We start from the raw sequence: 21,404 nt of genomic DNA on the forward strand, positions 1-21,404 counted from the left end.
TTAATTTTAATAAGAACTGTAATATGTATGACCAGGTAATCTTTTTGTTTTGTTACCATACCCAAAAAGATTCTGCTCTTCTTTAGATTTTGGTAACTCTTTAATACTTAAATCGGTTTTATTTAAAGTTTTGGCAGTAATTATTACCGATTCATTTTTCTTTAAATTTATAGGATACGAACCATTTGCATTTTGTTTTATGGAAACACATTTGCCATTGATATAAAAATTCGGGTTTTTAAAATCAACCTGAACGTTACATTCGTTTCCTTTTAAACTTTTTATAGATACAAATTCGGTAGTTCCTTCTATTTTTTTAGCACTCACCAAAAATGCGCCTTGTGTTCTTAAGTTGTGAAAAGCAACATCTTTCCATTTTTTAGGACTTGCAGGAAATACATTTATTTTTCCACCCCAACTTTGAAGCATCATATCATGTAAACTTGTTGCAAAAGATAGCGGACTTTCAATAACAGGGTTAATTTTTCCTTCGGAATACATGGTTGTAGATGAAATGTTTTTATGTTTGATTAAAAAATCAAGATAATAATAAGCTTTTTCTGCGTCTCCTAAATTAGCGTACATAGATGAAGCTCCAGTAGCTGTATAACCAGTTACAGGCATGGCTTTAATTTTTTTACCACTATTAAAAGTAACATCTAACCAATGGTCTAATGAAGTGCGTAATAATTTTTTATCGGCTTCTTTTTCTGGTGTAATTACCATTAAAGGATAAAAGGCTAATAAATGTGAATAATGCCTGTGCGGATTTGCAAAAGGTCTGTCTTTTCCTACCATCAATCCATTTTCATCAATTTGAAAATCAACCAAATTAGTTAGTAAATACTCCCATTCTTTTTTAAGAGGATCATTTATTTGATGCTTTTCATCAATATCGATTAATGTTTGACAACTCCAACGAATTAATGCCAACGTAAAATTAATGTCTTGCCCACGACCGGGTTTGTACTCTGGAGACCAGCTATATTTTATATGAATTTTTCCATCTTCGGCATCAACAGGATTATCCTTTATATAATTTAAATAACTATTTACAGTCTTTTTTAAGATAGGAAACAATTTATCTCGCATACGAATATCATCACCAGCAAATTGGCAATGCAACCAATAATCGTTTAACATCCATGCTAACATATCTGGTACTTTTGCTCCGTTAAAAGCAATAAGATCTTGCGGCATTAAAGCAGCAACGGCAGCACTGTTTTTCCAACTTGCAGGCACATTGTTTTCTAGGTTTTTTGCATATTTATCAATGTTATTGGGTAAAGATTCTCCAATAGACATTCTATTGGCAGTTAAGTGCGTCCAATAGATGAGTTGCACATTTAAATCTCCCCAAACCATTGGCCAAAACGTTCGGTTGTACCAAGGTCCCATTAAATCTAAAATGGGTCCATTTCCTCTAGAAGCAGAACCTAACTTATACATTTGTATCCAATAGAAAGATTCTTTTTCTGCATCATTAATGGTTAAAAAACTCAACGGATAATAGTTATGCCACCATTTTTTATGTGATGAAATAAAGCTATTTTCTTTAATAAGCTTCTCTCCTACTTCTAAATTTTTAGTAACTATTTCTAGTGAATTACGTTCTGGATAAGAATGATGTACACTTGTTATTAATTGTTGTTTTCCAGAAGGATTTCCTGTAATTTTATAACCTGTAGTGGTTTCTCCTCTATGATTAAATAAAGGTTGATAACAAAAATTGTAGCCGTTTTTCTCGCTAAATGTTGGTTTTGGAGCCATCTCTAAAGTTACCGCTCTCATTTTATCCCAAGTACCTCCTTTTGGACCTCCTCCACTTTTTAAGACTTCATAAACAGGAGGAATAGGATCTTCTGCATGCCAAGTAATTTCTACATTTTCATCAGTTGTGTCTGTTTCAAAAAAGATAACATCTTTTGTACTGTGCGTAAAACCCTTAATTTTATAAGTTCCTTTAGTAGTCGTAACAGAACCTGTTAATTCAGCATTCCATAAATCCAAACGCATATCAACTCCTGTTATTTTTCCTTTAGATTTTAACTGAAAATGACCAAGAGGTAATCTGCTTCTTTTTATCCAAAGCATTTCATCTGCCTTCGTTTTAGCTTCTCTATGATCGTAATAATCATGGCGTCCAATATGTAAAGAGATTACATTGTTTTTTTCTTCTTGGCTTTGATATAGTAAAAATCCAATATTACCATTTCCTGAATAAGGAGCGGTTTGCCATTTATCTGGCACAATATCCCAAAGCATGTCATGCTTAGATAAAAATGATTCGAAATCAACTTTAAAATCAACTTGTTTTTCTTGAGAAGAAAACGGAATTGAAAATAAAATAAAAACACAAAGAAATAAAACTTTTAACTTCATAGGAAACATTGTAAATTAAGGTTTTTAATCAGTCTTAAATTTATTAGCTTGATTAAATGTAATACAAATATATCCTATACACTAAAGAAACCTTTACTCTAATCATTCAAATACTTTTCTCTAATGCAACATTTCGCTAACATTTAGTTGATAAGCCTAAAAGTTAAACAACTCACTATAAATCAATAAGCATATATAATAAGAATTCTTATCATCAAGTATGGATATTTATCTTTATTCAATAAGAGCAACAAAAAGAAGGATTAGAGTAAGCCTATATTAATGATAAATAATAATTTTACCTTAACATTATAATCTTATTAAAAATGTACAAATCTATAATTGCAGTTGTTTTTTTAATTTTGAGTCAAAATTTACTGGCACAAAAAAAGGCTGACACAAGTCGTCCTAATATCATTTTTATTTATGCCGATGATATGGGAATAGGTGATGTTTCTCATACTACAGGGAAAGCTGCAACACCAAACATAGATCGTATGGCTGCAGAAGGCATTCGTTTTACGGATGCACATACGTCATCTTCTGTTTGTACACCATCTCGTTATTCACTTTTAACAGGACGTTACAATTGGCGTACAACTTTATCTAAAGGGGTTATCCATAAACCGACTGCGAAACCGTTGCTTAAAAAAGGAGAAACAACGGTTGCAAATTTGTTAAAGCAAGCAGATTATCATACAGCTATGGTTGGTAAATGGCACTTAGGTATTGGTTGGGAATTGTTACCTAATTACAAAAAAGAGAAATGGCAAATAGGTGGCGGATGGGATATCGATTATACAAAACCAGCAATAACGCCAACAAGTAATGGTTTTGATTACTTTTATGGAATAGCAGCTTCTTTAGATATGCCTCCGTATGTTTATATTGAAAATGAAAAGGTGACAGAACTTCCTTCTGTTATGAATGATCCAAAGATACGTTCTAGAAAAGGGCCTTCTGCTCCAAGTTTTAAATCAGGTGAATGTTTGCAAGTTTTTGCAGAAAAATCTGTTGATTATATAAACGAGAGAGCTGGAGAAAAAGAACCATTCTTTTTATACCTTCCATTAACGTCTCCACATACGCCTATTGTTCCTAGTGAAAAATGGAGAGGAAAATCTGAATTAGGTCCTTATGGTGATTTTTTAATGGAAACAGATTGGGTGGTAGGCGAAGTTTTAAAAGCACTTGACAAACATCATTTAACCGAAAACACGATTGTTTTATTTTCTACGGATAATGGATGTTCTCCTGCTGCAAAAATTCCTGCTTTAAAAAAGAAAGGACACTCACCTAGCGGAAATTTAAGAGGAAATAAAGCAGATATTTATGAAGGAGGACATAGAGTTCCTTTTATCATTCGTTGGCCAGAAGTTATAGAAGCAGGAACGCAAACAGATAGATTAACATGTATGACTGACTTTATAGCTACTTGTTCTGATATTACAGGGATAGAATTAGATGAAACATCAGGTGTAGATGCTATTTCCTTTTTATCAACATTAAAAAAGCCAACTATAACAAATAGAGAAGACATCATTAGTCATAGTATTAATGGTTCTTTTTCAATCAGAAAAGGAAATTGGAAATTAGCGCTTTGTCCTGGATCTGGTGGTTGGAGTACGCCAAGAGCTGGTAAAACCCCAGAAGGATCTCCTAGTTTACAGTTATTTGATTTGTCTAATGACATCGCAGAGACTACCAATCTATATGATAAATACCCTGAAAAAGTAGAAGAATTAACAAAATTACTTCAATCTTATGTAGATAAAGGAAGAAGTACTCCTGGAAAACTTCAACAAAATGATAGAGAAGTAAATATATATGCAGAAGATGTAGCAAAATAAATTACTGCTTAAAATAAGAATGAAAAATTAATATATAAAAATGAAAAAATTATTTACCTTATTATTAGTACTGTGCATTGTACCATTATATGCACTAGACATTCATGTAGCAACCAATGGATCGGATGCCAACGATGGAACAGAGTCTAAACCTTTGTTAACTATAAAAGCAGCACAAGCTAAATTAAGAGCTAGTGGACTTTTAGGAAAAGAAGCATGTAACATTATTATACATGAGGGAGTTTATAGATTAACAACGCCTTTACAAATTACCACAGCAGATAGTGGTAGTGAACAATTTCCTGTTGTTTATTCGGCAGCTAAAAATGAAAACGTAGTTATTACAGGAGCACAATTAATTACCTCTAAATGGGAAGAATTTAAAGATGGTATTTATCGTACCAATGTGGGAGATTTAAATGCAATTGATCAACTTTTTGTAGATCAGAAAAGACAACACATGGCACGATATCCTAATTTTAATGCTGGTTTTATACCTACAGATGGAGACCCTTCTGTACGTGGAAAAAAAGCAGGAACAGTTCCTTTTTCAGGAGCAGCTCCAGATGCTTGGGATGCTAAAAAAGCAGCTGAATGGAAAGATCCTACCGGAGCAATTTTAAACGGTATGCACAGAGGTTTATGGGGAAGTCAACATTATTTTGTAACTGGTAAAAACAATAAAGGTGAATTGGTTTACGAAGGTGGTTGGCAAAACAACCGATCTGCTCCACCTCACAAAGGGTATCGAATGATAGAAAACGTTTTTGAAGAATTAGATGTTCCGGGAGAATGGTATCATAATACCAAGGACGGTTGGTTATATTATATGCCAGAAGCCCATGTAAATCTTGACGACACAAAAATTGAAGCCGTTCTTCAAATTAAACACCTTATTGAGATTTATGGAGAGCATAAACTACCTGTTGCAGAAATGGTTATTCACAAAAGTGGTAATGCACAAAAAGAAACCGTTGTTAAAAACTACGAAACGACTAAGCCGGTAAAACATATTCAGATTTCTGGTATTCACTTTACGGGAACAAAAAGAACCTTAAAAGAAACCATTGAGCCTTTACTCAGAAGCGATTGGTGTGTATATCGTGGAGGTGCTATTCATATACGTGGTACGGAGAATATTATTGTTGAAAATTGTTCTTTCGAAGAATTAGGAGGAAACGCTGTATTTATTGATAGTTATAATCGTCATATAGAAATTAAAAGCAACTTTTTTCAGAATAATGGTTCAACGGATGTGAACTTGGTTGGTTCCTTTGCTGCGGTTCGTGATCCTTCATTTAGTTTTCAACATCTTCCACCACCAATAGATGAAATAGACACTACAATTGGTCCAAAATCTGAAGAATATCCAGCAGATTGTATAGTTGAAAATAATCTGATGATGCGTTGTGGTCGTTTTGAAAAACAAGCCTCAGGAATTAATATTTCTATGTCATCAAGAATTACAATTGCTCACAATACTATTAGTCATACACCAAGAGCCGCCATTAACATTTGTGATGGAACTTGGGGAGGTCATATTATAGAATGGAATGATTGTTTTGAAACTGTACTAGAAACGCACGATCATGGCGCTTTTAATTCTTGGGGAAGAGATCGTTTTTGGTTTAGAGCTGGCCCATCGGGACCAGATTTAATGGATGAAAATGGAAAGCCTATGATTAGTAATTATATAGAAAAGTATCCAAATATACCTTTATGGGATGCGTATCAAACAACTACAATTAGAAATAACAGAATGCAATGCGATCATGGTTGGGATATCGATTTAGATGATGGTTCCACTAATTATGAAATCTATAATAATATCAGTCTTTCAGGTGGTATTAAAACACGTGAAGGCTATCATCGTAATGTTACTAATAATGTAATATTAGGTAGAGGATACACCTGTAATGTACCATACCCTAAACCAACGCATGATATTTTTGAAAGTAACATTTTATGGGGAGGAACAGTGTATAAATCTAGTAACCCAACGCTTTGGGGAGGTATACGCAATAAGAATTTCATTCACAATCCAGATGCTAAAGACGTTGTTCCTGCTTATGGAGTACAGCAGCAAACATTAGATGATGCAGAAAGTCTCTATGGAAATGTTCTTTTTGAAGCGCCTCAACATGGCGATTTTACAGTTTCAAATCAATCAGAAGCATTACAACTTGGATTTAAAAACTTTCCGATGACGGGTTTTGGTGTTACTTCAGATAAATTGAAGCGCTTAGCGATGAAACCACAAATACATGCACCAAAAGAGGTAGCGTCCAATGTGTATGTGGAGAAAAAGATGAAAGGATTATTTGGAGCTAAGTTTAAAACGCTAGAAACAGAAGCCGAACTTACAGCAACGGGAATGTTTGACAACTATGGCGTTTTATTGGTTTCTGTTCCTAAGGATAGTAAATTGGCTAAAATGGGATTTAAAGTGGATGATGTCGTATTTGAATTAAATTCGGAAAAAATAGCAAATGAACAAGATTTTATTAAAAACATGAAGCAATTAGCGAACCATGAACATACCGTGAAAGTATGGAGACATCAAGAATCAAAAACATTTTCTTTTGAAAAATAAATCATATAATTCATCTAAAAATATCATGAAAACAAACCATAGAACACAAGTAAATAAAGGCTTATTTCTGTCACTTACATTTTTATTATTGACAGCAAGCGGAATGCTACACGCACAAGATACTTGGACCCTTGAGTCTCAAGAAGACTGGCAAGCGAATATAGCTACAAAATCAAATTTGGAAATCACCAATGGAAAAGTAATTCCTACTGAAAAGGAAGCCGTATTCCAAAGCGCCATGAAAAAGTTCACAAAAAAAAGAGCTGCAAAATCCATTACGTTTTCTCAATCAACAGAATGGTTAAATTGGGAACAAATCCCTACTGCAGCACCAGCAAACTTAGGTGATGCTCCTGTCGCATTACAGTTAGGAGATGGAAATTACTGGATGTTTGGTAAATATGATACTCGAAAGAATAATAAACGACCGAATGATTTTAAAAGTAAGGATACCATCTTAAAAGGTTATGATGTGGTACTAAAAACCACACATCTTAAAAATCAATTTGATGCTCCATCAGGATTAAAAAAATCGCTAAAGGGATATCATGCTTGGCATAGTATCGATATGAAAAACTGGGTGCATTATGGACCTATATCAGACATGTCTTCACGTTGGGTAACTTCTGCAGAATATATTGATGGAAAATTTTATTTTTATTACGATTTTCCAAACGATCAAGATCCGCATTTACTTATTGATGAAAACTTAACTGATGGTCTTGTTGGGAAAAAGATGGGCATGGCTTTTAAGGATCCTTCAGATGGTTCTGATTGTGCAGTCATTAGAGATTTAGATGGTAATTTTCATATTATAGCTGAAGATTGGTCGCCTATTGATGCTTCTACGCATGCTTGGGATTCGCCCTTAGCAACGCATGCGGTTAGTAAAGATGGTTTTAATGATTTTAAAATTTTAAACCCTCCTGTAGATGAACGCACCAAACCAACTGGTAAATTTGCTGAATATGCACATCCACATTGGTTTAAGGAAGACCCTGATAACTATCCTGGAAAAGCGTCACCTGTTGATATTCCGAGACAAAGAATCAAAAAAGGAGACGTCGTTGCTTTTGGTAAATACGAAATCCATGAGCCAGAACAAAATTCTTTTGGAGATTGGGCTTCTATTTCTATTGGTGGTCAATATTATTTATTTGCTGATTATGATCCAGCAGGTAAGACAGGTGGTAAACACATGAGTGTTGCTTGGTTTACGTCTGATGATATTAATAAACAATTTGAATTTTGTGGAAATATAGGTCAAGGACATCCAGATCCAGATATCATGTTTGCAGAAGGTAAATATTACTTGCTTACCCAAACAAGAAATGATTATGTAAGTACTGGTCCTTGGGTGGAAACTGTAGAAGTAAGAATGGGTGTAGATACCACTAATGATGGACTCGTTAATGAGTGGAGTGATTGGCAAGTTGTGAAAGAACAATATGATTATATCAAAGGTTTCTCTAAGCAAATTGAAAAAACTCCTGCGCAAATGAATTTTTCAGACTTACCTAAAGGATATGGTTTTCAATTTGAGGTTAAAATGACAGATACTACAGAAAATGAATCAAAACCAATTTTAGATAAGGTTGTTGTTTCATTTGAGGAATAAGATTTAAAAATCACCACTCGTATTTAAAACGAAAATTAAATTTTATAAGATGATAATAAACAGAAATTTATTAACAATCCTTCTAGTTCTGTTAATGCTTAGCAATTCTTTTGCGAAAGATATTTATGTATCTCCCAAAGGAAATGATGCGAATTCAGGTACAAAAAACAGTCCTTATTTAAGCTTTAAAAAAGCCTTACTAGAAGTAAAAAAATATGCGAGTAAAGAAACTGTAACCGTATGGTTTTCTGCTGGAGAATATTATATTGATGAAACGCTAACCTTGGGTAGCGAATATTCAGGAACAACAGAAAAACCAGTTATATTCTCTGCAATTCCAGGAGAAAAGGTTGTTGTAAAAGGTTCTCGTCAATTAGCATCTTTAAAATGGAAAAAACACAAAGGAGATATTTATAAAACTCAAGTTCCAAGTGGATTGTCTATGGATCAATTATTTGTTGATGATGTTCGCCAGGTAAGAGCACGTTTTCCTAATTATGATTACGAAAACCCACTTCGTGACGGAAAAGGATACCTTCAGGTAACAGGTGGTACAGACAAACGATACGACAAATGGTTTTCATACGATCCTGAAACTTTTTCGGATAAAACATGGAGCAATCCAGAAACAGGAATTGTGCATGGTTTCCAAAGTCACAACTGGGGAAATATGCAGTACAGACTTAAATCAATCAATAAAGAAGAAAGTAGAATATACCTTAACGAAGGTGGTTGGCAATTACAGAGAACACATGGTATTGGAGGAAAAAAAAGTCATGCGTCTTACTATTTCGTAGAAAATATTTTTGAGGAATTGGATGTTCCTGGTGAATGGTTTTTAGACACCAAAACTAGCACGCTTTACTATTATCCGATGCAAGACGTAAAATTAAGTGACGTTAAAATTGAAGTTCCGGTTATAAAAGATATTATTCAGTTGAAGGGCACTAAAGAATCACCTGTAAAAAACATTCAGTTTAAAGGATTCAATTTTACACAAACCAATTATACATTTATGGAGGCTTATGAGCCTGTTGCTCGCGGAGATTGGGCTGTTCACAGAGGTGGAACCATTTTTATGGAAGGGACAGAAAACCTGTTAATTGAAGACTGTAATTTTGAGTATGTAGGAGGAAATGGCGTTTTTATGAGTGCCTACAATCGTAATAATAAAGTAACCGGTTGCCGGTTTGTGCATACTGGAGAAAGTGCGGTTTGTTTTGTCGGTTCGCCGGAAGCTGTTCGTTTTTATCAAACTTGGGACGATAGATTAATGGACGGAAAAAATTGGAATCACATGCGTGAAAATATGGACTTAGAAGCTGGTCCTAAAACTCCAGATTATCCAAAGAATTGCGTTGTTGAAAATAGTATCATGCACGATTTTGGAGATGTTGGTAAGCAAGTTGCAGGTGTTTATATTTCTATGAGTCATAAAATTACAGCGTCTCACAATACCATTTATAACTGTCCGCGTGCAGGAATATGTATTAACGATGGTACTTGGGGAGGACACCTTATTGAATTTAATGATATTTGGGAAACGGTTAGAGAAACAGGAGAGCATGGACCTTTTAATTCTTGGGGACGTGAAAGACAATGGAAAGGAGGTAGAGGAACGAATGAGCATTTTATAAAGGAATTAACAAGATTGGATGCTATTGATAACACTATTTTACGAAATAACAGAATAGCCAATTATAGAAAATCTATTAGTGCAGGAAACTGGACGATTGATTTAGATGATGGCTCTAGTTATTACGAAATCTATAATAATCTAAACTTAGGTTCTACCATTAAACTTAGAGATGGTATGGGCCGTAAGGTGTACAATAATATTACCGTAAGTGCAGTTCCTTCTGGATGGCATGTATGGCCAGAATATTCAGAAGACGAGATTTATAAAAACATTTTTGTGATTGCAGGAACACTACCTGGAAAAAATGTACCTACTAAAAACTTTATTCGAGGCGTAGGATTGTCTAAAAAAGTTAAATGGAGTGAAAACTATGACAATAACACGTATTGGAACGTTAATTATCCTGATAATTTTGAGATGTCACCAAATCAGAACATGGAAGCTTGGAATAAGGAAGGTTATGATCTAAATGCTGTTTCAGCAAATCCAAATTTTGTAGATCCGATTAATGGAAATTATCAAGTTAAAGAGAATTCTCCAGCATTAAAGGCAGGGTTTAAAAACTTCCCAATGGATCAGTTCGGTCATACAATGACTCGTATATTACCTTTTGGAGGTGATTTTGAAAACGAAACTATTGTAAGCTTAAAGGCCGATATTAGAGCAGGAAAAAAATCTAATATTTATTATACTACGGATGGTTCAGAACCGACAATGGGTTCTATAAAATATTCAGAGCCATTTAAAATTAACCAATCAATGTTGTTGAGCGCTAGAACCTTTGATTCTAATGGAATTCCAGTTGGTTTTACAAACGAAGTTGAATTTACAAAAGTTAAAAAAGTTACCTACCCAAGTTGGTTAGCAACGCTATTAGCTGGTAAATATAATGGAGAAAGTGTTGTCGAGGGAAAGACTACCAAAATTAAAAAAGCACTTCAAAAAGAAGTGCATGGCGCTTTGTTAATTAACATTGCTGATGATCCAGATTTAATAGATGCTACTGGTGGATATAATTTTGGTTGTTATATTGAGTCTTTGAATCCTAAAAAAGGACAAATGTGGTTAGATGCCGGATTGAACAAAGATTGGGTGATTCAAAAATTAAACAAACATAAAATTTCAAATATTGCACATTTACAAAAGTTCCTAAAAGAATATTCAGGACAAACCGTAAAGATTACTGCCGTAAGAGATTATGGTTCTAAAATATTTGAGGTAACCATTCCTTAAGTTTGTTTGGAGTAAATTCTATTTCATGAATAAAAACTAAACCTCAATTAGATAATTCTAATTGAGGTTTAGTTTTTTGTAATATACTTATTTATGTCAAAGGAAAGAAAACTCTTCCTGAAACGATTATCTTTTAAGGAATCTAATTACTTCAAAATTATTATTTACATATGCTTTGATTATGTAGAATCCAGAATTTAAGTTTGAAACGTCAAAACTTTCTTTATTTCCTGAAAATTGTAATATTTTTTCACCTGTAATTGCATAGATAGTAAGAGAATTGAATTCTTTAGATAATTTAAAAACATCTTTTACTGGATTCGGAAATACTTTAAGAGAGACATCATCACTCAAATTAGACGCTATAGAAAGGCTTTGATCTTCTCCAACAAGAAATGCCCCTTCTGGACGCTCATAAACAGTTGCATCTGCATTAATAGCAAATTGTTGATCCATAAATGTTAATATTTCTACTTCATCTTCTGAGGTAGTACCATCTTTAGCAGTTGTGTTTGAGAATGTAACGGATCCTCCTGCATCTGTAATTCTTTTCGCAAAACGATACGCTTGTTCATTATCAAACATTAGATCAGACCTTTCGCTAGACCAAGTGGCTCTTATTGGTAAAAACAAATGTTTTAATGTTTGTTTTTCATTTTCATATATAGATATTGATGATTGTTCAATATCTGGTACTGTAAACTCCTCATAAGCCCAAGAATTAGGAGGAGCTCCTTGCCCTAACGGCGTAATATGTCCTGCTGTAAAATCTGACCAAGAATTAGTTGCTGTCATCTTTATAATAGTGTAGTCTCTATTAGGATCATCACCAGTACCATCAACACCTACCGTTTCATCAATTCCATCAGTATCTACCAATATTAAATCTCCGTTTTCATCAACAAAAGAATCTTTATCAATGTTCGTTGTGATAATAGCATTAGGAGCTGCATTACGAATCATTGCTACAAATTCAGCTTTTTGTTCAGTAGTACTCGCAATATCAGCACCTCCAAGACTATTATTAATATTATAACTTCCAAATGAATCAAACCAATATCCATCAACTCCTATTTCTGTAAAACGTTTTATATAACCTTCACAATAGTTCATCCATGCTGCATGACCATCACCAGCAAAATATGTATCTACATAATTATTCCAAGCTACTGCTCCTGCTGCTGTCGCTCTATTTGCTGGACTTTGCGTATTTACATATAAAATAACTTTTTTACCTGAATTTTTAAAGATATCAATAACATCAATAATAATTTGCTCTTTGGCTAGACTAGGCACAAATTCTTCATCTACAATAGAATTTTCGGCTCCCATAACCTCATCTACATTAGGATTTGTTCTTAAAGTCCATAATTGTGCATTTGCATTATTGGTAGCATTGGTTAGTACATGCCCCATTGTAGGATAACTGTCTGCAATTTCTTGCGCTCCTGCAATATAATCATAACCTCTATTATCAACATAGTCATCTAAATCTTCACCTGCTCTTACGTAAAAACGACCTCCCCAAGAACCTTTAAGCACTTCTTCAAGGGGTACTTGTGGTATGGATCCGTGAATTTGATCTATATAATAATTTATTGTAGATGTTGATTCTTGTCCGTTTCCAAAACCAATATCTAATTGATTATACCCTCCGCTTCCTAAACCTTCTGTTGTGAAATCAGCTTTATCAAAAACAAAAGAAAACTTTTCCCATGCTTTACCTACTGTAAATTTTTTTGTTATCTGTTTAAAATCTCCAGTAGTGGTATTTCGTAAATAGATACGTAAACGATTGGGTTCAGTCGATAAATCTGAAGTGGCAACATCTATGTAAGCTTTTAAAGTTACTGTATATTTTGAAGCAGTTGTTAGCGGGGTAAACAACTGAAAATAGGTAAATCCTCTAGTAACATTTGCATCTCTAACAAACTTAGAACTTTTTGTATTTGTATTTACTCCACTAACATCTGGATTTGTTTCAGCTGTAGTAAAAGTACCATCTACTGTTCTAGAAAATGTTATATTTTCCGTTTCTGTTTCATTTTCAAACCAAAGATGTTGCGCATGAGTTTTGTTTCCTAACAAAAGGAAAAATGGTGACAGTAATAAAATCTTTAGTTTTGACATTTAATTTTTTTAGATAAAATTATTTTTTAGCCTTCTTCTTTTTATTTTTTGCTTTCTTACTCCTACTAACAGTTCTTTTTTTCCATAAAATTATATTATCAATATCATTTTGAGAAAACTCCCCCGTTGTACTTCTTCCATTTTTAATATCATTTTCTAAAAGCTGTAATAGCTTTTCAGCAATTTCTGGACGCTCTAAATATAAGTTAGTTGTTTCGGCTGCATCGTTTTCCATATCATATAACTGAGCAATAGGCATATTATCTAATGTAGTATCATCTTCTTGTGGTGAACTCCAACCCCCTGACCCTCTAGATAATAACAATTTCCATTTTCCTTGTCTATACCCAAAATGTCCAGAAATTGAATGATGGATTACACCATCTCTCGTGCTATTAATAGCTTCTCCATTTAGTGCTGGTAAAAAACTTACACTATCTTCTCCACTTTTGCTCGGCATAGCAACATCTGTTATCTCCGAAAATGTAGCAAACATATCTGTTAAACAGATTAAATCATTATTTACAGAACCGGCTTCTACTTGTCCAGGCCATCTTACAATAAAAGGCACACGATGTCCACCATCCCATAAATCAGATTTTGAACCACGATATCCCGCACTTACTATATGTCCTTTTTTAGCAAGTCCTTTTATATTTGCTGCTTTAGAAGTACCATTATCACTACTAAAAATTACCAATGTATTTTCAGACAATCCATTATCTTTTAGTGCTTTTGTAATAGCGCCTACTGTTGCATCTGTTTGCATTACAAAATCTGCATAATTCCCAAGTCCACTTTTACCTTGCCATTCTATTGAAGGTACAATTGGCGTGTGTGGCGAACCTAAAGGTACATATAGAAAAAATGGTTTTCCATCTTTATTTTTTGCTTGATTATTAATGTATTCTACAGATTTTGCTGTTAAACGAGGCAGCATATTAATTTCATCTTCATGAAGAATTACTTTGTTGTTTTCTAGAACTGCTTTCATACTACCTGCATGATGAAAACCATGATAATAATCAAATCCTCTATTAATAGGTCCATCTGGTATTGTAGCACCCACAGGTGGTAAGTTTCTTCCTTTTTTTCTTATTATTTCTTTCGAAATAGAATCTACATATTGAAAGTTTAAATGCCATTTACCTATGATTGCAGTGTTATAACCTTGATTACCAAGAAAATTTGCAACCGTTGGGCGATCTTCTTTAATTAAATCTGGAGCAAAACCAGATACCACTCCACTCTGCAATTTTGTACGCCAGCTATAACGCCCTGTCATAATTCCATAACGTGTAGGTGTACAAACAGAAGACCCTGAGTGAGCATCCGTAAAAACCATCCCTTCTTGGGTTAGTTTATCAACATGAGGTGTTTTAATTTTACTTGTTTCTGGAGCTAAACTTTGTATTTCTCCATAACCTAAATCATCACATAATATAAATACGATGTTTGGTTTATTTGATTTGTTTTGTGCAATTGCTGATTTATTTTGTGCACATGAGGACAAAACAGATACCAACGTTACTAAAAAAACTAATTTTACATTAAAAAAACTAAATTTATTCATGATTATTTTACTTTATGTTATACTTTTTAAATAGTTATACTTATGAACAGACTAAACTACTAACGTTAATAGTATTTTAAGAATGCATACACAATCGTGTCATTTATCATAATGTTTACAAGTCTATAAACAAATTTAAAGCTAAACTAAAAACAATAGTTTCTCTAATCAATCGTTTATTTGCTTTAATTAATTATAAATGAGAAACAAAATAATCAATAGTACTTTGTTCAATATTTCCTCTATTAGGATTAATATCCGCACCAACTTTTCGCCAATTATGTCCTGCATTTTTTACAATTAATGTGGTTACAGGTGCTCCAAACTCATTCGCTTTTTCTGCCATATAATAAGCGTGTTTTACTGGAATGGTAGTGTCTTTGTCTCCTTGAATCATTAATAACGGAGCACTGTTTTTATGTAAATAATTAATCGGACTCATTTCTTTATAGAGCAATAATTTGTCTTTCGGTTTGGTATCTGGTTTTGTTATTCTTGCACCAAATCTATCTTTAAAATTTGGGCTATCATCATGATTGAATAAACTAATATCTTCAAAATCGCAAGGCCCATACCAAGAAACTCCTGCAACCATTTTATAAGTATATTTTTCTAATGATTTTGCTCCTTTTAAACTTTCAGGAGCACTTAGTAATAACATTTGTGCTATTTGACCACCTGCAGAATCTCCAAATGAGAAAAAACGATTGGCATCAATTCCTAGTTCTTTGTTATGTTTAGACAAATAGCGCATAGCATCTTTACTATCTATTACACAATCTCTCATGGTAGTATTTCCGCCATTTTTCCAAAGTCTATAACTTACAGAAACCACACAAAATCCTTTTTCTAAAAGTGCTGTATGTACGGTTTTAAAAGAAGCATTCGCTGCTCCATGTCTGCTGCCTGCTGCCCATCCACCTCCATGTGTGTATATCACTACGGGTAATTTCTCTCCTTCTTTTAACGTTTTAGGATAATAAATATCTAAATATAAATCCTCTTCTTTGGTAACTTTGTACAGAACATTTAACTTTCTTTTTCCCTCTGTCTTCAAATACGGAACTTGCTTTTTAGCCGAAAATTCTTCAAAGCTAATTAGGGCATCTTCGTTACTGTCTAATAATTTATTTAAATGTTTCCAGATGCGTTTGTTATCCTCCTCCGTAAATTTACCGTCTTTGTTTTCATCTAACCTTTCCCAAGTTTTGTTAATGTAAACTTCGCGATACGCTCCGTTAGATTGATCTTCTGTTTGCGCAATTCCTTTTAAAAAAGGAAATGTGATACATAGAATTACTAATGAAAAATTAAATTTTCTAGATTGTGTCATAACTCTGCTGTCTTCCTATTTATTACTATACCCTTGTTTTTGATACTTTTCTAAAAGACTACTTAATTCTGCAACTACTTTTGTATTTTCTTTATACAAATTGTTTTTTTCTTCTGGATCATTAATTATATCATATAAAGTTCCTGTAGCTTCATTGGGTTTTGCTTCTACATTTTTTGGTTTTGTAAAACCACCTGAACCTAATTCTGGAGTATATTTCCATTTTCCTTTTCTGATAGAAAACATACCGTACATAGAATGATGTACTACAGCCTCTCTAATGGGTGTTTTTACATTAGAAGTATAAGCAGGCCACATGTTGTAACTATCATCAGCGCCTTTTTCTACTTTTGGTTGATTTAAAATACCTGATAAAGTTGCAAATAAATCGGTTGTACACATCAATTGATTAGATTCCAATCCTGCAGGAATTACACCTGGCCATTTTGCAATATAAGGCACTCTATGACCTCCTTCATAAATATCTGCTTTTTGACCTTTGTAAATATAATTTGCACGATGAGTAAATTTTTCTTTATCTCTTTCTGTCCAATTAGATCCGTTATCAGAAGTAACAATAATTAATGTATTTTCTAATTGACCAGATTTTTCTAACGCAGTAACAACTGCACCTACAGCATCATCTACCATAGTAACATAATCACCATAATCTCCTGCTTTAGATTTACCAACAGCATCACCTACCGGCAACCAAGGAGTATGAGGTGCTGTTAACGCAAAATAAAGAAAGAAAGGTGAATCTGTTTTTTTTTGATCATCAATAAAAGAAACCGATTTTTTTGTAAAATTATCTAATACTTGATCAAAAACAAAACTAGGTGCTTTTTCTCCTGGTCTCCAACTAAGACCTCTACCTTTTCTTTTCTCTGTTGTATATTCTGTAGGTAATTCTACAGCTTTTCCATTTTCGATATAAAGATAAGGAGGGATGTCTAAAGAAGCAGGAATAATGTATGAATAATCAAACCCTAAATAACTTGGATCTTTTATTCTTTTCGAAAAATCTACATTACTCAATCCATCTTTAGCTTTTATAGATTTGTCTCCTTCTTTCGGTTGCATATCTAAACCGATATGCCATTTTCCAATACAAGCGGTTGTATAACCATTGCTTTTAAGATAGGTAGCTACTGTTGGTCTGCTTTCTTCAATTAAAGCTGGTTTATAACCATTTAAAACCCCTTTTTTTAAGGAGCTTCTCCAAGCATAACGTCCTGTAATTATTCCATATCTAGTTGGTGTACAGACAGAAGAGTTTGTATGCGCATCTGTAAAATGAACGCCCTCTTTTAATATTTTATCCATATGAGGTGTTTGAATTCCTGACTCTGAATTTAAAGAGGAAAGGTCTCCATACCCCATATCATCTGCTAAAATATAAACAATATTAGGAGCGGTGTTTTTAACAATAGTATCTTGTTTTTTGATTGTAGCATGAGACTTACAAGAGATTGCTAAAACTAATATGAAAAGAAATTTTAATGTTTTCATTTGTGTTTTTATTTTAGTATTTAGAAGTGAATTTATTTTTTAAATGCAAAATTTGCTTGAGGCCACTCCCCTGTAATAGCATCGTTATCTTGTTTTTTTCCGGGAGTACTTCTTCCGTTTCTAATTTGTTGGCTTAATAGCTCTTTTAATTCTTTTACCTTTTCAGGGAATTGACCTGCAACGTTATTTCTTTCTTTGATATCTGTTTTTAAATTATACAGAATCTCATCTGCTAAAATATCTTTATGTTTTTTAGTTTCACCTGAAGCCGAAATTCCAGAATTTGGCGATACAATTAATTTCCAATCCCCTTTTCTGATGGCAAAAACGCCATATTTATCATGATGTATGGTTGCATCTCTTAGGTAATCTCCTTCATTGGTTAATAAAGGCAACATACTGTAGCTATCTTCTGCTTCATTATCTTTAAAATCATAGTTAATAATATCTGCACAAGTTGCCATAAAATCTGTAGTACAAATGGTTGCATCAGAAACCGAGTTGGGTTTAATTTTTCCTGGCCATTTTACTAAAAACGGAACTCTATGACCACCTTCTAAAAAGCTTCCTTTGTAACCGCTGTAAATATAACTAGGACTGTGTTTTTGCTGTTTTAAAGTTTTTAAATCATTGGTGGTAGCATACCCATTATCACTTGTAAAAATGACTATTGTATTTTCGTCTATTCCTTGTTCTTTTAATGTTTTAAAGATAGTACCCATTAAATCATCAATCATAATTACAAAATCTGCATAAGGACTGCCAATTTCACTTTGTCCTTTCCAAGGAGCAATTGGTAACACAGGATTATGTGGAGAAGGCAATGGAATGTACATAAAAAAAGGTTTTTCTTTATTGGCATTCTCTTTAATAAATGAAATTGATTTATTTACAACGTTGGGAAGTACTTCTTCATGTTTAAAATCATCAGCAACATCTCCTTTTATCCAACTGCTAAAAGGATATTTTTTTCTGCTTCTCTCTGTTATTTTTGTAGGAATCATAGTTGCCTTATTGTTTTCTATATACACAAAAGGAGGCATATTTAAAGAGGCTGAAATCATATAAGAATAATCAAATCCCATATCATTAGGTCCAAATTTTAAGGGTTTACTATAATCTATATTTTTGAAATTTAAACGCTCAGATTTGTCTGAAAAATGATCAAACTCTGGACTGTCATTTTTCATAGTCCAGTTTAAACCTAAATGCCATTTTCCTATACTTGCTGTTTTATAGCCATTATCTTTTAGTAATTGTGCAACGGTTAATCTGTTTTTCTGAATTAAACTCGGTGAATTCCCCCAAGTAACAAATTCTTTTAAAGGTGTTCGCCAATTGTATCGTCCTGTTAAAATACCATATCTGGTTGGTGTACACACAGCAGAAGAGGTATGTGCATCTGTAAATTGCATACCTTCTTTACCCATTTTATCTAAATTGGGCGTTTGTATTTTACTTTTTTCATTATAAAGGCTAACATCACCAATACCTAAATCATCAGCTAAAATGTAGATAATGTTTGGTTTTTTTTGATCTTCCTTTTTTGATGTCTGGCTACTAGCACAATTTGTAGTAATTAGTAATACTGTTAAAAGTAGAAATCGTATTTGAAAAATTTGAGTCAATATACTTTTCATGATGTAATTTAGTTTAATTATTTTTTAAAGTAACTTCTATAACATAACCAAGCGCATTTTTTGGTAATCCGATTACAGTAGTTTTTAATCCGTTTTTATTTTGATTCCATTTAAGGGTTTTGCCACTTCCTAATAACTTTACTTGTTCAATATCTCCCTCACCTTTTCTCAGCGATTTTATAAGAATATCTCCTTCTGTATTGGTTAATGAAATAACATATACTTTATTTTCTTTTGTTGTAAACCAAAAATCTTTGGAAGTGAATTTTCTTTCAAAACCTTTAGCAGCTCTATGACCTGTACCATCTAAAAGTGTTTCTTCTTGACCTTCATTTGGTGTTTTCCAACGAGATGTTCCATAAACAGCATCAGCATTTAGATGAATCCATTTACCCATTTCACGCAAGTTTTTTGCGCTTGTTTCTGGTACATTTCCTTTTCCATCAGGACCAATATTTAATAAATAATTTCCGCCTTTAGATAAAATATCAACAAAGTAATATAACAGTTCTTTTGGGCTTTTCCAGTCTTTATCATAAGATTTGTAACCCCAAGAATTGTTTGTTGTTCCACAAGTTTCCCAATATTTTTCTAACTTTTCTGATGCAGAAGGAATCTTATTATCTCCAGCATCTAAATAATCTCCAAACGCATAACCAACTCTTCTGTTTACTACTACATTTGGATTGATATCATAAACCAATTTATAAAACTGAAATGCTTGTTCTTCGGTGATAAAACCAGTTCCATCAAACCAAATTAAACGCAATTCGGGCAATACATTTAAAAGTTCTTTTACTTGAGGATATGCTTTGTTTTGTAGGTATTCTTTATGTGTGTTTTTACTTGGATCCCATAAGTTTTTACCTGTTGGATGTGTATATATTCCTAAAGAATCATTTACCTTTTTAACGTTGGCATAATTACCATCAGCACCATCCATCCAATCATTTCCATGAGAATAATATACCCCAAAATCGATACCTTCTTTTAAACAGGCGTCATACAATTCTTTAACAATATCTGCTTTATATGGAGTTGCATCAACTATGTCAAATTCTGAACTTTTAGAGTCGAACAAAGCAAATCCATCGTGGTGTTTTGAAGTGATGACGATGTATTTCATGCCAACATCTTTGGCTAGTTTCGCTACATTTTGTGCAAATGATTTATCAGGGTTAAACGTTTTTGCGAGCTCTTTATATTCTTCTCTTGGAATTTGAAACGCATACATTAACCATTCTGCAACTTTTGGACCTGGATAAGGAGAGTTATTAATTTTAGTTCCTTTCCAGATTCCACCAATTTCAGAATATAAACCCCAATGAATAAACATTCCTAACTTTGCTTCTTTAAAACGTTTTAGTGCTTTTTGTTTTTCATCAGAATTATGCATTGATAACCATTCTTGATGATAGTTGCCAGAACCAATTGGTTTTTTATAATGAGGAATAATTCTTACCGTTTTAAAATTTGCATCAGTTGTTATTGAAATCTTCTGTTTTCCTGTATTTTTAAATTGAATTTTGCTTTTGAATTCTGAAACGATCTCATTCGAGTTAATTAGGTAGTTTTCTGAGAGTGATTCTTCAAACTCTTGTTTATCAATCTTTACTTTTACAGATTTTTTATCTTCGGATATTGCTCCACTTGAAACCATTTGAAGTACATATTCAGAAGGATGTTTTACATTAAAGTACCAAGAATATATAGTTTCTTTTTTTTCCGCATTTGTTTTTTCCAATACAATCCAATTATTAGTTTGGTCGAATGGTTTTTCAATCGACACAGTAATATCTTCCTTTTTTTTACAGGATATAGTAACTAAAAACATAGAAAATACAATACTATAGATTCTTAGTTTGGTTTTAGACGGACGCATTATAACATTCATTTTCGTA

Annotated in this window: 11 protein-coding genes; 4 read left to right on the forward strand and 7 right to left on the reverse strand. The window is 33.1% G+C overall.

Features of this window, described 5'->3' with window-relative positions; translation table 11 throughout:
- Positions 1-6 precede the first annotated feature (6 nt).
- Positions 7-2,382, reverse strand: coding sequence for a glycoside hydrolase family 95-like protein (locus H0I28_RS09950; RefSeq protein ID WP_218759007.1), 2,376 nt, complete (start codon positions 2,380-2,382; stop codon positions 7-9).
- Between the two features lie 326 nt (positions 2,383-2,708).
- Between H0I28_RS09950 and H0I28_RS09955 the strand changes: the two genes are divergently transcribed.
- From H0I28_RS09955 to H0I28_RS09970, 4 genes are read left to right on the forward strand one after another with little or no spacing between them, the layout of a single operon-like run.
- On the forward strand, positions 2,709-4,232 hold the full coding sequence (locus H0I28_RS09955) for an arylsulfatase (RefSeq protein ID WP_218759008.1): 1,524 nt from the start codon (positions 2,709-2,711) through the stop codon (positions 4,230-4,232).
- Positions 4,233-4,272: 40 nt separating this feature from the next.
- A complete protein-coding gene (locus H0I28_RS09960; protein WP_218759009.1) occupies positions 4,273-6,825 on the forward strand; it encodes a right-handed parallel beta-helix repeat-containing protein in 2,553 nt (850 codons plus the stop codon).
- Positions 6,815-8,443, forward strand: coding sequence for a hypothetical protein (locus H0I28_RS09965; RefSeq protein WP_218759010.1), 1,629 nt, complete (start codon positions 6,815-6,817; stop codon positions 8,441-8,443). Before H0I28_RS09960 ends, H0I28_RS09965 begins: the two co-directional genes overlap by 11 nt.
- Positions 8,444-8,492: 49 nt before the next feature.
- On the forward strand, positions 8,493-11,315 hold the full coding sequence (locus H0I28_RS09970) for a chitobiase/beta-hexosaminidase C-terminal domain-containing protein (protein ID WP_254712762.1): 2,823 nt from the start codon (positions 8,493-8,495) through the stop codon (positions 11,313-11,315).
- A gap of 126 nt (positions 11,316-11,441) precedes the next feature.
- On the opposite strand, the gene H0I28_RS09975 is transcribed toward H0I28_RS09970, so the two are convergent.
- The 6 genes from H0I28_RS09975 to H0I28_RS10000 form a co-directional block, all read right to left on the reverse strand.
- A complete protein-coding gene (locus tag H0I28_RS09975) occupies positions 11,442-13,445 on the reverse strand; it encodes a T9SS type A sorting domain-containing protein (protein ID WP_218759011.1) in 2,004 nt (667 codons plus the stop codon).
- A gap of 19 nt (positions 13,446-13,464) precedes the next feature.
- Positions 13,465-15,018: an arylsulfatase gene (locus H0I28_RS09980; RefSeq protein ID WP_218731319.1), complete on the reverse strand. Its 1,554-nt coding sequence runs from the start codon at positions 15,016-15,018 to the stop codon at positions 13,465-13,467.
- A 193-nt stretch (positions 15,019-15,211) separates the two neighbouring features.
- A complete protein-coding gene (locus tag H0I28_RS09985) occupies positions 15,212-16,351 on the reverse strand; it encodes an alpha/beta hydrolase fold domain-containing protein (RefSeq protein WP_218759012.1) in 1,140 nt (379 codons plus the stop codon).
- A gap of 15 nt (positions 16,352-16,366) precedes the next feature.
- Positions 16,367-17,863, reverse strand: a complete 1,497-nt coding sequence (locus H0I28_RS09990; protein ID WP_218759013.1) for a sulfatase-like hydrolase/transferase — start codon at positions 17,861-17,863, stop codon at positions 16,367-16,369.
- Between the two features lie 32 nt (positions 17,864-17,895).
- Positions 17,896-19,503: an arylsulfatase gene (locus H0I28_RS09995; protein WP_218759014.1), complete on the reverse strand. Its 1,608-nt coding sequence runs from the start codon at positions 19,501-19,503 to the stop codon at positions 17,896-17,898.
- A 13-nt stretch (positions 19,504-19,516) separates the two neighbouring features.
- The gene (locus tag H0I28_RS10000) at positions 19,517-21,397 is read right to left on the reverse strand and encodes an alpha-L-fucosidase (RefSeq protein ID WP_218759015.1); all 1,881 of its coding nucleotides are present in this window, start codon (positions 21,395-21,397) and stop codon (positions 19,517-19,519) included.
- Between the last annotated feature and the right edge of the window lie 7 nt (positions 21,398-21,404).

The sequence above is a fragment of the Polaribacter sp. AHE13PA genome, from assembly GCF_019278505.1.
GTDB lineage: Bacteria > Bacteroidota > Bacteroidia > Flavobacteriales > Flavobacteriaceae > Polaribacter.

Coding starts and splice junctions, on each gene's coding strand:
- H0I28_RS09950 (WP_218759007.1), bottom strand. CDS start 2,382: ATGAAGTTAAAAGTTTTATTTCTTTGTGTTTTTATTTTATTTTCAATT.
- H0I28_RS09955 (WP_218759008.1), top strand. CDS start 2,709: ATGTACAAATCTATAATTGCAGTTGTTTTTTTAATTTTGAGTCAAAAT.
- H0I28_RS09960 (WP_218759009.1), top strand. CDS start 4,273: ATGAAAAAATTATTTACCTTATTATTAGTACTGTGCATTGTACCATTA.
- H0I28_RS09970 (WP_254712762.1), top strand. CDS start 8,493: ATGATAATAAACAGAAATTTATTAACAATCCTTCTAGTTCTGTTAATG.
- H0I28_RS09975 (WP_218759011.1), bottom strand. CDS start 13,445: ATGTCAAAACTAAAGATTTTATTACTGTCACCATTTTTCCTTTTGTTA.
- H0I28_RS09980 (WP_218731319.1), bottom strand. CDS start 15,018: ATGAATAAATTTAGTTTTTTTAATGTAAAATTAGTTTTTTTAGTAACG.
- H0I28_RS09985 (WP_218759012.1), bottom strand. CDS start 16,351: ATGACACAATCTAGAAAATTTAATTTTTCATTAGTAATTCTATGTATC.
- H0I28_RS09990 (WP_218759013.1), bottom strand. CDS start 17,863: ATGAAAACATTAAAATTTCTTTTCATATTAGTTTTAGCAATCTCTTGT.
- H0I28_RS09995 (WP_218759014.1), bottom strand. CDS start 19,503: ATGAAAAGTATATTGACTCAAATTTTTCAAATACGATTTCTACTTTTA.
- H0I28_RS10000 (WP_218759015.1), bottom strand. CDS start 21,397: ATGAATGTTATAATGCGTCCGTCTAAAACCAAACTAAGAATCTATAGT.